Annotated in this window: 10 protein-coding genes and 2 pseudogenes; 10 read left to right on the forward strand and 2 right to left on the reverse strand. The window is 56.4% G+C overall.

What is annotated here, in order from left to right:
- The first annotated feature begins 23 nt into the window (after nucleotides 1–23).
- The 5 genes and pseudogenes from J5278_RS31805 to trbI all read left to right on the forward strand — a co-directional run bounded on the left by J5278_RS31805 (nucleotide 24) and on the right by trbI (nucleotide 8,468).
- A complete protein-coding gene (locus tag J5278_RS31805) occupies nucleotides 24–236 on the forward strand; it encodes a hypothetical protein (RefSeq protein ID WP_111221707.1) in 213 nt (70 codons plus the stop codon).
- Nucleotides 237–345: 109 nt separating this feature from the next.
- Nucleotides 346–1,131 (forward strand): annotated as a pseudogene (locus tag J5278_RS26780) (type IV secretory system conjugative DNA transfer family protein); the annotation flags it as partial.
- A gap of 283 nt (nucleotides 1,132–1,414) precedes the next feature.
- On the forward strand, nucleotides 1,415–6,802 hold the full coding sequence (locus tag J5278_RS26785) for an ATP-dependent RecD-like DNA helicase (RefSeq protein ID WP_209186626.1): 5,388 nt from the start codon (nucleotides 1,415–1,417) through the stop codon (nucleotides 6,800–6,802).
- 48 nt (nucleotides 6,803–6,850) lie between these two features.
- A pseudogene (locus tag J5278_RS26790) lies at nucleotides 6,851–7,105 on the forward strand (IS110 family transposase); the annotation flags it as partial.
- An 82-nt stretch (nucleotides 7,106–7,187) separates the two neighbouring features.
- Nucleotides 7,188–8,468, forward strand: coding sequence for an IncP-type conjugal transfer protein TrbI (trbI, locus tag J5278_RS26795; protein ID WP_257623505.1), 1,281 nt, complete (start codon nucleotides 7,188–7,190; stop codon nucleotides 8,466–8,468).
- A gap of 132 nt (nucleotides 8,469–8,600) precedes the next feature.
- Here the strand turns inward: trbI and J5278_RS26800 are convergent, their stop codons facing one another.
- The gene (locus tag J5278_RS26800) at nucleotides 8,601–9,503 is read right to left on the reverse strand and encodes a LysR family transcriptional regulator (RefSeq protein ID WP_209186625.1); all 903 of its coding nucleotides are present in this window, start codon (nucleotides 9,501–9,503) and stop codon (nucleotides 8,601–8,603) included.
- Nucleotides 9,504–9,751: 248 nt separating this feature from the next.
- Here J5278_RS26800 and nocP point away from each other — a divergent pair, with 248 nt between their 5' ends.
- The 5 genes from nocP to J5278_RS26825 all read left to right on the forward strand — a co-directional run bounded on the left by nocP (nucleotide 9,752) and on the right by J5278_RS26825 (nucleotide 13,986).
- Nucleotides 9,752–10,525 carry a nopaline ABC transporter ATP-binding protein NocP gene (gene nocP / locus J5278_RS26805; protein ID WP_111221710.1) on the forward strand — a complete coding sequence of 258 codons (774 nt, stop codon included), beginning with the start codon at nucleotides 9,752–9,754 and terminating at the stop codon, nucleotides 10,523–10,525.
- Between the two features lie 64 nt (nucleotides 10,526–10,589).
- Nucleotides 10,590–11,441, forward strand: a complete 852-nt coding sequence (gene nocT, locus J5278_RS26810) for a nopaline ABC transporter substrate-binding protein NocT (protein WP_111221711.1) — start codon at nucleotides 10,590–10,592, stop codon at nucleotides 11,439–11,441.
- 72 nt (nucleotides 11,442–11,513) lie between these two features.
- Nucleotides 11,514–12,224, forward strand: coding sequence for a nopaline ABC transporter permease NocQ (gene nocQ / locus J5278_RS26815; protein ID WP_219259428.1), 711 nt, complete (start codon nucleotides 11,514–11,516; stop codon nucleotides 12,222–12,224).
- 1 nt (nucleotide 12,225) lies between these two features.
- Nucleotides 12,226–12,951 (forward strand): nopaline ABC transporter permease NocM, encoded by a 726-nt coding sequence (nocM, locus tag J5278_RS26820; protein WP_012654956.1) that lies wholly within the window; start codon nucleotides 12,226–12,228, stop codon nucleotides 12,949–12,951.
- A 114-nt stretch (nucleotides 12,952–13,065) separates the two neighbouring features.
- Nucleotides 13,066–13,986 carry a LysR family transcriptional regulator gene (locus J5278_RS26825; protein WP_012654955.1) on the forward strand — a complete coding sequence of 307 codons (921 nt, stop codon included), beginning with the start codon at nucleotides 13,066–13,068 and terminating at the stop codon, nucleotides 13,984–13,986.
- Nucleotides 13,987–14,105: 119 nt separating this feature from the next.
- Here the strand turns inward: J5278_RS26825 and J5278_RS26830 are convergent, their stop codons facing one another.
- Complete coding sequence (locus J5278_RS26830) at nucleotides 14,106–16,061, reverse strand: hydantoinase B/oxoprolinase family protein (protein WP_209186624.1); 1,956 nt, start codon at nucleotides 16,059–16,061, stop codon at nucleotides 14,106–14,108.

The following is a 16,061-nucleotide window of genomic DNA, read 5'->3' on the forward strand; positions in this document are numbered from 1 at the left end:
ACCAGCGCGCTGCCTGCAAAATCATGGTCGGTTTGCTCGGGCTTGCCCACTCGAACGCCTGTGAAGCCGAACTCGCATTGGCATTGGAAGACAGCCTCGATGCCAGGCAACTGCCTGATCTGGCAGCTCTGGAAGTGCGCTTCGATGTCGCCGACCAACAGGTTCCGGGCATCGATGCCGTTCTACCCACAGCCGCGGCCTACGACCGGTTGCTGACAGGAGGGACAGTACAATGAACACCGCATCTGTCGACATCGCAAAGCTGCCGCTCATGCTGACGAGCTTGCGGCTTCCCACCTTCGCACGTCTGTGGCCTGAACTCACCCAGCGAGCCGATCGCGAGGGTTCGTGAAGGAGAACGTCGCTGCCTTCGTCAACATGACACCGGAAACCTTCTCGGGCGTTTATGCCAATACTGTCAAGGAAACGCACTGGCTTTCCTATCCGAATTTACGCCGCGCGCGTGTCCCGCCAAAAATTCTCGACAAGCGACATCGACGCGGGAAAGGCCGACGTCTTCATCAACATCGACCTCAAGACGTTGGAGACCCATTCGGGTCTTGTGCGACTCATCATCGGCTCGTTTCTGAGTGCGATTTACAATCGCGACGGACAGCTCAATGGGCGCGCGCTGTTTCTCCTCGATGAGGTCGAGCGCCTCGGCTACATGCGATCATAGAGACCGCGCGCGACGCCGGCCGCAAATACGGGATCACGCTCGCGATGATCTATCAGTCGATCGCCCAGATGCGCGAGACCTATGGCGACCGCGAGGCTTCGAGCAAGTGGTTCGAGAGTGCCAGCTGGATCTCGTTCGCCGCGATCAACGATCCGGAGACCGCCGACTACATATCTAAACGCTGCGGCATGACCACGGTCGAGATCGATCAGGTCAGCCGCAGTTCTTAGGCGAGGGGATCGTCGCGAACACGCTCGAAGCAGCTCGCGGCGCGACCGCTGATCCAGCCGCACGAAGTCCTGCGCATGCGCGCCGACGGACAGATCGTCTTCACCGCCGGCAACGCGCCGCTCAGATCCAGACGCTACCGCTCAGAAAGCTGCAATTCGTCGCCTTTAAATGTAAACATCCTAAGTTTCATCTGTAGCGATTTTGACTGCGCCGATATGTAGAAATTGCTTGATGCCGAGTTATAGTTCTCCCAATGGATAATATCGTAGAAAAGATTTTTCATCTGAGGTCAATGAATTCAATCCTTCGTCAAGAATACTTGAAGGCCGCGCGACACAGCGAGCCCGTGCTTCCGGATTTTGATGATCACCATGCTCCCTCCAACCGGCTTTGAGGTTGCAGCGGATACTTGTTGCGTTTTGAATTAGCACCTACCGAAATGCCCATGCTCGGGTGAATGATCACTCAACGGATTGAAAAGTGAGAAGAGTAGGAGTGGTAAGCATGCCAGTCGATGACATTATAATGTCCGATCCCGGAATGGCTGCTGTTGACACGTCTGTGCCCGCGCGATCGCAGGCGGAACTCCGCCAGTCCAGTAACCCACTGGACCGGAGCAATATTGCGGAATGGGTCGTAAACCACGCCACCAACCGCACTGCGGTCTTCGGACAAGACCAGCTCAAGATTTCAACGACCCGGGCGCTCACGCGCTTCAAGCGACCGGCACAAGAAATCGACCGGCTTTTTCAGCAGGTCATCGCAAGCGACATGCTTACCCAGCTCGAATCGCCCGATGGCCAACCTCTCTATACCTCTACCGAGCTCAGAAATGCGGAAGAGAATATTATACGGCATGTCAGCAACCTGTCCGCGGAACAAAGCTTCGCCGTTCCAGGTACCATTGTTGATATGGTCGCCGACAGAGGCTTTTTCACACCGGAACTCAGAGGAGCGCTGCATTACCTGTCCAGGTCTAATCGCGCTGCCACCATGGTGGGCGTGGCGGGTTCCGCCAAAACAAGTGTACTTGGAGCCCTGAACGAAGCGGTGGACCGGTTCAACGAAGATAGGCTCCCGGCCGAGCAAATAAAGTTGGTTGCCTTCGTACCTACCAACCGTGCCGCTCAGGAGCTTCGTAAAAAAGGGCTTCGCGACGTCGCCACGACGTTTAAGGCCAAAGATCGGACCGTCGGAAAAAATACCATTGTCGTCATCGACGAAATGTCAATGGTCAAGACGCAGGAGATTGCGCAGCTAATCGACAAGATCGCAAGTGCAGATTCCTACCAACCAACCGAAAGGCCGAAACTCATCTGCGTGGGGGATGATCGTCAGCTGCCTCCGGTTGGACCCGGTGACCTGCTGCCGATCATTATGCAGCAAGCCGGTTGCTATGACCTAGTCCAGCCGCTTCGACAACTCGATGCTGGGTCGCGATTAGAAACTGAAAAGCTCGGACGTGACATACGAAACGATGCCCAGAGCGCTGTCGGGAACTATCTGACAGCGCTCCAACAAACGGGCCATGTCCGTTTCGTATCTGCTGGCCCTCGCGGCGCAAACGTAAGGGCATCAGACCAAATCATCGACCGCATGCTCGGGGAGATGAATAGAGTTTGCGATCAATACCCGGTGGATGATCGTCTTGTCATGGCACATTCCAACAGGAGTGTTAACCGCGCCAATATCGCTCTCCATCAGAGTTTCGTCGATAAATCGGGATTGCAAGACCAGCAAATGAGCGTGTGGTCAAGCCTGATAGATGGGGGAGATTCTGAATTTCAAATAGATGATGGGTCGTCGAGGCGGGTCCAGCAAAAAATCAATCTCGCCTTAGGAGACAGAATCTTATTCAGTGAGAGCCGTCTGCAGGCTGATATTCGGAATGGTACTTTTGCAACTGTAGTCGGACTGCATAGCGCAGAACCTTCCGGACGTGATATTGGCACAAATGCGACGGTCCGTATCAGTGCACGGCTTGACGGATCTTCGCGCACGGTCACTTGGACCGATAATGAGTTTGCAGGCTTTACCTATGGCTACGCTGCTACAATTCACAAGAGCCAAGGGGCCACAGTTGATCACGCCATCCTCCTCTGTGACGGTGCTCTTTCAGATAAGCTGACCTATGTCGGCTTGACAAGGCATCGCAGTCGCCTCGACGTCATTGCGTCTCCTCTCGTGGCAAAGAACGTTCAAGTTCTCAGTGAAAAGCTCACTCAGCAAATCGTACCTAATAACTCCATTCAATTCCTAGTGTCCGAACACATAGCCCTAGAGGAGCGCTCTTCGATTTCGAACGAGCAGTTGCTGAGGCCGGCCGGCAGGATGGAAATCTTTCCAACGACACCTCGTTCATCCCTGGCCACGCAAGAGAGCTCCGTTGGAGAGAACCAGTTTCACGGGCCATCCATAACGGACGTGGATATGCCGGAAAGCACACCCCTTTACCAAAGGGCCATTGATTTAGAGGCATCCCAGGCGTCCGTCATCACGACTGAAGAGCGGATGCAGCCGGAATTCTATGGGCCAGGATTGCCGGCTAACACCTCAGCCCGTCGAGGACAGCGGCCCTGGATCACAGCGGATACAAAACCGGAGACTGCGGTCGAGAAAAGGAAACGCGTCGCGACGAAGGAAGAAATTGAACCTCACAAAAAAATGGCGCGGCGCTCAATCAGTTCTGCCGAGGCTGTCGAAGATATCACCTCCCTAGTCGAACGATTGAACTTGGGAGGATCCCTCGCGAACGGAATTCAACCGACCTATGCGGGGCTCGATCCCGACACCAGTGCTGCCGGTTCCCGAGTTGGTTCCATAGCCCACCAGCAAGATGTTCAGGAACCAAATTGGGAATCGTCATCAACGGACGCCCTCTCAAACTTTTCAGAAAACCGATCGACCGAAGACTCAGGAGAAAAAATTATGCCTTCGAATGACCAAGACGTGCAAGACGCCGGCTCTACAGGCAACGAGCGTCATTTTTCACAAACATCCGTCGTCGAAGCCCTGCAGGGTGGTGATCACAAGAAGCTCGTGGAAACATTGGTCGCAACCGGCTCGCTTGTCGAGAATGCGGATGCAGGGTCTGCCCTGAAAGCGATGGCAAATGCTTACGAAAGAGACATTAACGCCGATCCCGGGAAGGTCCGCATGCTCTATGCCAACCGGCGCGTCGATGTGGATGTACTGGCCAAGGAGATCGAAGAGCGGGGTCTCGCATCCGGCCGCCTGAGCGGCGACCCTGTCACCTTCAAGGCGTTTAACAACAAGGATATTCGTTTCAGGGTCGGCGACAGGCTCAGCGTCACCAGCAGTTATAGGAATCTCGTTGCGGGCGAAGCTGGCCGGATCGAAAAGGTCGACGGCAAATTCGTTACCTTCAAACCCGATGGCAGCAGTCAGAGCAAGACCTTCGAGGCCAGCACCGGCGAGCCGGGCGATAGGGGCGTTAAGGGCTACAAGATCGAAGGCCCGACGACAATCATCGGCTCCGCCTATGAACTCACCCGACATGATGATGGCAAACGTGTTGACCAAGTCTATCTCTTGCACAATGCTGCCCATGGTATCAACGCCAACAGCGCCTTGCTGAGCAAGGCCGACGAGCGGACGCAACTCTTCACCGCACGTGCGGATACGGCCGACAGGGACATCTTGGCCAGCCAACTGGGCAAGTCCGGTAGCGAGCTCTACCAGGACAAATTCCCGGCTTTGCCGGATTATGCAGCCACGCTCGACCGGATCGCAAAGCGTCAGGAAGTTCGAGCAGCACGTGGCGAGGAGAAAATCTCCGCCCCGGTAGAACTGGCGTCCCAAACGCCGCTCGATGCTGACCATGCGACGCTCAATAATCAGAAATCAATCCTGGAGGCCTTGCAGGCCGGCGACCACAAATTGCTGGTGGAAACATTGGCTACAACCGGCTCCCTTGTCGAGAACTCAAACCTTTTTTCAGCGTTGAAAGCGATAGCGCAGAGCTATGAAAGAGACATCAGCGCAGACCCTGAGAAGGTCCGCGCTCTCTACGCCAACAAGCTTGACCATGTCGACCGACTTGCCGAAGAGATCGAAAAGCAAGGCCTTGCATCCGGCCGCCTGAGCGGCGACCCTGTCACCTTCAAGACGTTCAACAACAAGGATATTCGTTTCAGGGTCGGCGACAGGCTCAGCGTCACCAGCAGTTATAGGAATCTCGTTGCGGGCGAAGCAGGCCGGATCGAAAAGGTCGACGGCAAATTCGTTACCTTCAAACCCGATGGCAGCAGTCAGAGCAAGACCTTCGAGGCCAACACCGGCGAGCCGGGCGATAGGGGCGTTAAGGGCTACAAGATCGAAGGCCCGACGACAATCATCGGCTCCGCTTATGAACTCACCCGACACGATGATGGCAAACGTGTTGACCAGGTCTATCTCTTGCACAATCCCATCTACGGCTTGAATGCTGCGAGCGCGCTGTTGAGCAAGGCTGACGAGCGAACACAGGTTTTTACCTTGCACAGCGACACGGCCAATAGAGAAATCTTGGCGAGCCAGCTGAGCAAGTCCGATAGCGAGCTCTATCAGGACAAATTCCCGGCCTTGCCGGATTACACAGCCGCTCTCGACCGGATCGCGAAACGTCAGGAACGTGTGACGGCGCGTGGCGAAGAAAAACCCGCTATCCAAATAGAGGTGGCGCACCAGACGTCCGCCGAGGCGAGTCATTGGACGCCTGACAGTCAGAAATATGTCGTCGAAGCCCTGCAGGGTGGTGATCACAAGAAGCTCGTGGAAACATTGGTCGCAACCGGCTCGCTTGTCGAGAATGCGGATGCAGGGTCTGCCCTGAAAGCGATGGCGAATGCTTACGAAAGAGACATTAACGCCGATCCCGGGAAGGTCCGCATGCTCTATGCCAACCGGCGCGTCGATGTGGATGTACTGGCCAAGGAGATCGAAGAGCGGGGTCTCGCATCCGGCCGCCTGAGCGGCGACCCTGTCACCTTCAAGGCGTTTAACAACAAGGATATTCGTTTCAGGGTCGGCGACAGGCTCAGCGTCACCAGCAGTTATAGGAATCTCGTTGCGGGCGAAGCTGGCCGGATCGAAAAGGTCGACGGCAAATTCGTTACCTTCAAACCCGATGGCAGCAGTCAGAGCAAGACCTTCGAGGCCAGCACCGGCGAGCCGGGCGATAGGGGCGTTAAGGGCTACAAGATCGAAGGCCCGACGACAATCATCGGCTCCGCCTATGAACTCACCCGACATGATGATGGCAAACGTGTTGACCAAGTCTATCTCTTGCACAATGCTGCCCATGGTATCAACGCCAACAGCGCCTTGCTGAGCAAGGCCGACGAGCGGACGCAACTCTTCACCGCACGTGCGGATACGGCCGACAGGGACATCTTGGCCAGCCAACTGGGCAAGTCCGGTAGCGAGCTCTACCAGGACAAATTCCCGGCTTTGCCGGATTATGCAGCCACGCTCGACCGGATCGCAAAGCGTCAGGAAGTTCGAGCAGCACGTGGCGAGGTCAAGCCGATCGTGCAGACCGAAGCGCTCGAACTTCACCAGAGTACGGAAGCGAGCCACGCTGAGCAGGAAGACTTATTGAAATCGCCCGAACCATTGCACGTCCAAGCCACCGTCGATGGTGAGACCTCAATCATCCGTTTGTCCGAACGGATAAAAACCAATCGCGAGAAAACTCCGGAACTTGACGCAATCTCGACGGAAGAGCAAGGAACTGCAGGCAGCGAGGCGCGGAGCACCCAATCCGATTTACCGAAAGTGAGTAACGCAACGCTACGAGAGATTTTGCCGAAGGTCGCAAATGACATGGATCGGCTGACACGGGATTTTGACGAGCGTGTTCGCGTCCGCGGTGATGCTCATGGAATCTAAGTGCACGAGGGTGCGCAACGTGCACCCTCTTGCACCACCTGAACCTGTAGGCTCGGGGTGATCACCCGAGCTGGCGACGAAATGCTCAGGAGCATATTGGTGGTTGGAGCAACCGCCCTTCTTCAATATGTCAGGGCAGGTCGAAGCAGACATACCACCCAGTGGCTGCTTGAACTCCTGCAACGCAAGAAACCAAAGCTGGTGGCTGTAGCGCTCGCCAATAAGATCGCCCGCATCGCCTGGAAGCTCATGGTGAGCGGCGAAAGGTACAGACGGGCAGAAGGACAGACACAGGCGGTTTAGGAGATTGGCCATCTCGGTGAGCATGATATGAATGCTACCGTGCTGATCTAATGCTCTGAACTTGCAAGAGAAAGCAGATGGTGTGATCGATCGATCCAAGACGCGTGAAACTCCGCATTGCCCGGTGGCCGTCAAGGGTCGCAAGTCTGTTAGGAACACGAGTTGCGGAAACCATCTTGGCCAGTGGTCGTGTGCGGCCACACGTAAAGGCGGCCCGGAGACAAGTTCGGGAAACCCCGCCTCGACGTTTGCCGACCAGATCAAACGCGGCGTCACCGACGGTATCATCGGCGAGCCACAGCAGCAGACCACCTTCCAGCCGACGCCGGTCGAAACAAAACAGGTCGATGAAAAGGCCAGCAATCCCTTCACGCCGCAGCCGGGGCAACACGAGGTGCAGCAGCGCGGTCAGGATCTCGAAGCGGAAGGGGTCTGGCGTGCCCGTCTTCAGCGAGAACAACAGGAGCAGCTTCTGCGTGAGCAGCAGCGCCAGCGGATGGCCCGCCTGCAGGCAAACAACGCTGCCTATGATGCGCCGCTTGCCATCGATCGCGGCAAACTGGATGGGCGTGCTGAAACGCATGATGCGACCGCGGACACGAAAGCAAGAGCCGCAACGACGTCGACAAACACGGCAAGTGGTCCCGATCTCTATGCGGCCGCATTGCGCGCCGGGCTCGGTGGTCAAAACGTTGATCCCACTGCCCAAGGCGCCAAGGAGGACTTCTTCAACGCGGACTTGAAAGAGCTTGGCTACTTGCCGAACCGTGTCGTGCCCCAACAATCGCCCTTCGAGCTAAAGCGCGGTTCGGTCATTCCGGCAACACTGATCACGGGCATCAATTCCGATCTTCCCGGCCGGATCACCGCCCAGGTGAGCCAGAGCGTTTACGACAGCGCGACAGGGCATCATCTGCTCATTCCGCAAGGAACGAAGCTGTTTGGCCGTTATGACAGCAAGGTTTCCTTCGGACAGAAACGCGTTCTCGTCGTGTGGACCGACATCATCTTCCCGAACGGCTCGACTTTACAGATCGCCGGCATGTCGGGGACGGATGCGCAAGGATATGGCGGTTTCAGCGACAAGGTGAACAACCATTATTTGAAAACGTTCGGCTCGGCGGTGATGATTGCCCTGATCGGAACAGGGATCGACATGGCCGTTCCGGAAAGCTCGACCCTCGCGACCCAGGACACGGCCTCGGATGCGGCGCGGCGGAATTTCGCCGAGACGTTCGGGCGGGTAGCTGATCGTACCATCCAACGGAACATGGATGTTCAGCCGACGCTTGAAATTCGCCCTGGCTATAAGTTCAATGTCCTTGTCGATCAGGACATCGTCTTTCCTGGAGCTTATCTATGAGATATGCGGACGTCTGAGCATCCTCTTCGCTGCCGGCAACACCGGAAGCGGCCACAGCGATCTTCGCAGGCTTTCGACCACGATGCCGGGCTAAGACCCCAGATGACTGATCAATGGCGTCAAAGCTGACGATCAAATGGTTTCATAGGGCAAGGCTTTCAAAGCGTCGAGCAACGCTGCCCGGAATTCGCTAACCAAACGAGGCGGCGGGCTGTCGGTCGGAAGGACGATAGCGAAATGATAGGGAACGACTGGATCAAAGGAACGCTGAACAATCGGATTGGCACTGTAGTAGTCGGCAGTGAACGGGTCGACGATGCCAATCCCCAACCCCCTGCTCACCAGATCACAGAGGTTCAGCGCCAAACTACTCTCTATTCTTCGGGTGCAATGAACATTGAAGCTATCAAGCGCCGCGTCTGTTTGCATGCGCAGGAGGCTCACTGGAGAGAGGCAAATCAACGACTCTCCTTCAAGATCCGTCGCATGAACCGTTTCCTTCTCTTCGAGACGATGGCCTGGCGGCAGTAGGCAGACGGCGCGAAACGAAGGGACGGGTTCGACGGTAAGTCCGGGATAGTCGCCGGCTAGTATCGATATTCCAAGATCGTAATGTTGTAGCGAGACCAGTTCCAAGACCGTCTGCGAGGGGACCGTGTCCAGGTAGACGGATACATCGGGTCGATCGGCGATGACTGACTGAATGACACCAGACATGAAACTCAGGGCCGGCGCGGTGTAACAGGCCACCCTCAACGAGCCCATGTGAGATTTCCTTAATTCGGAAGCGACTTTATCGATGTGCTGAATCCCGTTGAAGTGTCGTGACACTTCTTTGAACAGAATACCGGCCTCACGAGTGGGTCGTAAGCGGTTGCCCGTTCTCTCGAACAGGCTGATCCCTATTTCGTCTTCGAGATCCCTGATCAGCCGGCTAATTGCGGGCTGTGTGATCCTCACAAGATCAGCTGCAGACGTCATACCTCCCGTCAGCATCACAGCCCGGAACGCTTCCAACTGACGCGATTGAATCATTGTCCCCTCCATAACATATGCGCATGGGCGCATACTTATTACTGCCCTTGCGATATGGAAGGCAAGCTTTTAGTAACAATAGAAAACTGGGTCCTAATCTCGAATTGCACTTCGGCGGGCATGTTAACACGTGCTGCATCGTTGAAAATAAATGCTGGCAGATGCCAGCGGCGTCATTCTCGGCTGTCCTGCCGTGAGAGTTTCCGCTGCATTGCAAGAGATTAGGAATGAAAAACAAGGGAACGCGAATGGACGCTACTCAACCCACCTTGGTGGCAGAAGACGTGCATAAAAACTTCGGAACGCTCGAAGTTCTGAAGGGGATTTCACTCACGGCCAATAAGGGTGACGTCGTTTCGATAATTGGCAGCTCCGGCTCCGGTAAGAGTACTTTCCTTCGCTGTATGAATTTCCTCGAAACGCCGAATAAGGGCCGTATCGCGGTCGGGCAGGAGGAGGTTGTCGTCAAAACCGATGCGGCCGGCCGATTGGTCGGAGTCGATCGCAAAAAGATCGAACGCATGCGGATGCAACTCGGGATGGTGTTCCAGAGCTTCAATCTGTGGGGGCATATGACTGTCCTGCAGAACGTCATGGAAGGCCCCGTACACGTTCTCAAGCAGCCCAAGGGCGACGTGCGCGACCGTGCAATGGATTTCCTGGACAAGGTCGGTATTGCCGACAAGCACGACGCCTACCCGTCTCAATTGTCAGGTGGGCAACAACAGCGCGTCAGCATCGCACGCGCACTGGCTATGCAACCGAGCGCGCTTCTCTTCGACGAACCAACCTCTGCCCTCGATCCGGAATTGGTGGGTGAAGTCCTGAAGGTGATCAGGAAGCTCGCCGAGGAGGGGCGGACGATGGTCGTGGTGACGCACGAAATGGGTTTTGCTCGCGACGTATCGAGCAAGGTTCTCTTCCTCGAAAAGGGGCAAATCGAAGAGCAGGGAACGCCGCAAGAAGTGTTCCAGAACCCGACGTCACCAAGGTGTCGGGCCTTTCTCTCCAGCGTTCTGTGAGCGCGCAAGCGCGCAGAAGAGTCAACACTCGAAATAAAAAATAACAGCAACAGAGGTGAACGTTATGAAATTCTTCAACTTAAATGCGCTTGCGGCAGTTGTGACCGGCGTCCTCGTCGCGGCAGGCCCCTCACAGGCCAAGGACTACAAGAGCATTACGATTGCAACCGAAGGATCCTACGCGCCGTACAACTTCAAGGATGCGGGCGGAAAACTGATCGGCTTCGACATCGATCTAGGAAACGACCTTTGCAAGCGCATGAACATCGAATGCAAATTCGTCGAGCAGGCTTGGGACGGGATCATACCTTCCCTTACCGCGGGTCGTTACGATGCCATTATGGCAGCGATGGGCATCCAGCCGGCGCGCGAAAAGGTCATTTCGTTCTCCCGCCCGTATCTCCTCACGCCGATGATGTTCCTGACGACAGCGGACAGCCCGCTTCTGAAAACCCAAGCGGCAATCGAGAACCTTCCGCTAGACAATATCACCCCCGAACAGAAAGCCGAGTTGGATAAGTTCACCAAGGTCTTCGAGGGCGTGAAGTTTGGCGTTCAAGCCGGTACATCTCATGAAGCGTTCATGAAACAAATGATGCCGAGCGTGCAGATTTCCACCTATGACACCATCGACAATGTCGTAATGGATCTGAAGGCCGGCCGTATCGACGCGAGCCTGGCTTCGGTCAGCTTCCTGAAGCCGCTAACGGACAAGCCTGACAACAAGGACCTGAAGATGTTTGGTCCGAGGATGACGGGGGGAGTGTTCGGCAAGGGTGTCGGCGTTGGCATCCGCAAAGAGGATACCGATCTCAAAGCCTTGTTCGACAAAGCAATTGATTCCGCGATTGCCGATGGGACCGTTCAGAAGCTGTCTCAACAGTGGTTCGGTTACGACGCGTCTCCCAAGCAGTAATTACTTTCAATAGGAGCGTCGGCACTCGTGTGGCCGGCGCTCTATCTGTTTAGCAAGCTTGAGGCGTGGTCGATGGACTTGACACTATTGCAATGGGGAGATGCCGGCTGGGGCGATGAATTGGTGCGCGGGGCGATGATGACTGTTGTCGTCGCAGCCTGTTCGTACTTTTTCGGAATCATCTTTGGTTCGCTTTTTGCTGCCGCAAAGCTATCCCGTTTCTGGTCGCTACGCCTACTCGGTGACGTCTATACGACGGTCGTTCGCGGGGTGCCTGAACTGCTTATCATCTTTCTGGTATTCTTCGGTGGCGGCACACTCCTGCGCACCGTCGCCAATGGACTGTTCGGATACGAGGGGTACATTGAGCCTCCAATCTTCGTGATCGGCGTCCTCTGCATCAGCGTGAGTGCCGGAGCGTATGCCACCGAGGTCATTCGCGCTGCCGTTCTCGCTGTTCCCCCCGGCCAGATCGAAGCGGCGAAGTCCATTGGGATGGGTCCGTGGCTGCGGCTGCGGCGGGTGCTGATCCCACAAGCGGCTAGGTTCGCCCTCCCAGGCCTTGGAAATGTCTGGCAGTTCACGCTCAAGGACACGTCGCTAATTTCCGTTGTCGGCCTGGTCGAAATCATGCGGACAGCAGCGATGGGGGCAGGTTCGACGAAGCAGCCCTTTACCTTCTATATCACCGCCTTCGTGATCCTCCTTCTTCTTTCCTCCGTGTCAAATCGGGGCTTTCTTAAAGCTGAAAAGTGGGCGAACCGCGGTGTGAGGAGCCAATAATATGGATATTCAACTCATCATCGAGTCGTTCCCCAAACTCATTGCTGCCGTCCCCACGACGCTGGCGCTCGCGTTCATATCGCTCCTCATCGGATTTGTTGTTTCGGTACCTGTCGCGCTTATGCGGCTTTCGAAAAACCGCATCGTTTCTTCGGTAGCATACGGCTACGTCTACCTGATCCGATCGACCCCACTTCTGGTGCAGATGTTCCTGATTTACTACGGGTCGGCTCAGTTCAGAGGGTTTCTCACGGAAATTGGTCTGTGGTCGTCGTTCCGCGAACCGTGGTTTTGTGCGATCCTCGCTCTGGCCCTCAATACCGCGGCCTATACCAGCGAAATCATCCGGGGCGGCATACAGGCGGTTCCTCTCGGGCAGATCGAAGCGGCGCGCGCTGTCGGCATGTCCACAGTTCTCCAGTTTAGGAGAATCGTGTTCCCGATCGCCATCCGGCAAGCGTTGCCGGCCTATGGCAACGAAGTCATGCTCATCATCAAATCGACGTCGCTTGCTTCGACAATCACTATCGTCGAAGTGACCGGTCTGGCGAAGCAGATCATCTCGGCCACCTACAGCCCGGTCGAAGTGTTCATCGTCGCCGGTGCGATCTACCTGTTCATCACGTTCATTGTCAGCCGCCTGGTCATTCTGGCGGAGTGGTGGCTCAATCCGCACATGCGCGCCCGGGTGGGCGGAACGGCTCCGAAGGCCGTGGAGACGCATTAGAACTTGGAAATCCCCGTTGGATTACCGATCGAAAGAGTGCGCTCGGGCGAATGTCGACGTAACATTCAAATCTTAGGGTTTGAATGTTACGTCGCTTTGTATTGGTGAGCGGAGATGTCGTATCAAATAGAAATTGGAAGCATCCGCTGTTTTGTCGTTGCCGCTGAAGAACTACATTTCCGCAGAGCCGCGATCCGACTGAACATGTCGCAGCCAACGCTCAGCCAGCAGATCAAGCGGCTTGAAGAGCTTATGGGGGTGCAACTGTTCATCCGCTCTACGCGGCGCGTGGAGCTGACGCGTGCGGGAGCATCATTCCTTGATCACGCGCGCGAGATCCTTTTGAAAATCGACGAGGCGATCCTCAATGCCAAGCTGGAAGCCGGCGGTCTCAGTCCCGGCGGAGAAGAGCTGATCATCGGAGCGATCAGCCCGGCCACCAGTCAATTGCTCCCCTTGATCTTGAGCCGTTTCCGGCAAAGGTTTCCCAGGACTAGGCTTGTCATCAAAGAGGTCGATTCCATAGAGCTTCTGCGAGGGATCGAGCGCGGTGACTTCCATGTCGGGTTGATGCGACCGCCATCCAACAGCAATCTGGTACGGTTTCAGCACCTGTTGTCGGAACGATTTGTTGCCGTCATGCCCCGCCAATCGGTACTTGCGAGAAAAACCGCGTTGAAATTATCAGATTTCGCCGGACACGGTGTTTTCGCGCTCAAGCGCTTCGAGCTATCGTGTTTTGAGACTGTATACGAACAACTTGTCGGCGCCGGCCTGCTGATCGAGAACGACATAGCGGTCTCCGACACCAATACAGCTCTGGCCCTGGTGACTGCCGGCGTCGGGATCACGTTCCTGCCGGAGTGGGTGTCTGCGATGGCCCCCGACGGCGTTGTTACCCGAGTTGTGGACGATATGTCCGTCGAAATTTCAATGGCCGTGGGCTGGAATCCGGATTGCCCGGTTCCAGGGATACTGCCTTTCGTCGAGTTTGCGACGTTGGCTGCGCAAAACCTGATTTCAGCGCGAAAATAGCGGCGCTTGTGAAATCCTGAATGAACAAGGGATGCCTCCTGGAGGAGGCGTCCCTTCCAATAGCCGCACTTTCTGACGACCGTTCACACTAACTGCTTACGATCACAAGACCACCGCCGCTACAACCGGCCGGCTTCTTCGGCGATGACTTGATCCAGTTTCACGGCATCGACCCGCTCACCTTTCGCCAACAGGCGGTGATGAACGCGATCGACGAGCTGGCTGCGGATGCGCTGTTCATAGGTCAGTGCCCGCGATGCCAGTTCCCTGCGTGTCTGCTGCGACCACACCAGGTCCTGACGCTGGCGTTCGATGCAGAAATTGAAGTCGACTGACCTTCGGTTCCCGCGTTCGCGGCGGTGTTCCGCGGTCGCCGCCTCGTCGATCTTACCGTCCCGGTCGAAGACGACAGCATAGACGTCGGCGGCCCGCTCCGGGGAAAGCATGCCGTTTTCGATCTCGCGCGCGATCGCCGCCACATCCCGCTCAAGAGGTTCGCCGAACGCCCCGCCTGTGGAACTGGTGATCCTGAGAATATCGCCCTGTCCGAGCTCCAGAACCGAGATCTTGCCGACCGATCGCTCATCGGGTCGGCCAGGATTGACGACTGCCTTACCCAGAAGACCGATCTCTCCCCCCTTGAAGCCCCACGGCGCGAACACAAACCGGTTCAGGTTTCTGACCGTTATGACCGCGCGATTTGACGTGTTTTCCATTTCGATTTCGAGCGCTGCGCCGCTGGTGAATCTTCCCGCGCGGCGACTGTCCGGCACGAGGCGGAGCGCCCGCATGACCAGCACCGTTTCGATCTCGATGACTTCGACTGGCACGCTGCGCTGTGAGTAACGTACTTCCGATCCGTCCAGGCCGTCAACGCCACGGCGGGCACCGCCGCCGCCGTCGATCGTACCCACCACGTTGACACGGTCACGGCCTGTACGAGGATCGGGAGCCGAAACGACGATAACCCCGCTCATACCGCCACCGGCTGCGGCAAGGCCCTCCGGTAGTGCCTGATTGAGGCACCCCAGGATAACGTCGTAGGCGCGTGTCGCTGATGCAGCACGAGACCCGCCGGATGCGGGATAGACCGCGTTGAGAACCGTGCCGCGCGGAGCATGGCCGTGGATCGCCCGCAAGATACCGGAGTTGCGCGGCGTCAGCGGATCAACGGTCAGGATGTAGGCGTAAAGGCACTGGATAATGTAGGGGTGGGTGGTTGCCCCCGTTACCAGGTTGTAGGCGGCCGCCAATTGCGGATCCGTGCCGGTAAAATCAACCTCGATCTCGCTGTCCTTCACCGTCATGGTCACGCTGAAATAGGCCAGCTGACCATCATGGATCCCTTCAAGATAGTCCGAGAAGGTATATACACCGTCCCGAATCGTCCTGATCACCGCGCGGGCCTTGGTCTCCGCGTAGTTGATGACGTCCTGCATCCCCTCCTCGACACTCTCACGATCATATCGCTCGCAAAGCTCGCTGACGCGCCGGTCCATGCTCTTCAGGCCCGAGATCATGGCCTGAATGTCCCCCCACAACTCGGTCGGACTTCGGCTGTTGTCCTGGAAAATCGACTTGATCGCTTCGTTCAACACCCCTCCTTCGTAGAGCTTCATTGGCCTGACACGGAGGCCCTCCTGGAATACTTCCGTGAAGGCTGGCGAGATACTTCCTGGAACGGCGCCGCCGATATCGGACGCATGGACAAATGCCCAGCCGATCGCGATCAGCTTCTCGTCGAAGAAGATCGGATAAAGCAGCGTAACGTCCATCAGGTGCGTCACCAGACCGTCCGTGGCAAAGGGATCGTTGGTGATGATGATATCGCCTGGCTTCAGGTTCTCCCGGCTGATGGCATCCAGCGTCGGCTTCAACGGGGAGCCGACGAAGACATTGACGCCAGACAACATCGGATAAGCGAACATTTCGCCTTCGGCGGTCGCAATCGCACACTGGTAATCCTGCACGATCTTAACAAAAGTCGTGTGGGCGGTGCGGTAGATCGCGGCAGAGGCTTCTTCGACAATCGCGTTGAAGCGATTGTTCATGACGGCAGTACGAACGGCATCCAT

It is taken from the genome of Rhizobium sp. B21/90 (assembly GCF_019355815.1).
GTDB classification, from domain to species: domain Bacteria; phylum Pseudomonadota; class Alphaproteobacteria; order Rhizobiales; family Rhizobiaceae; genus Rhizobium; species Rhizobium rhododendri.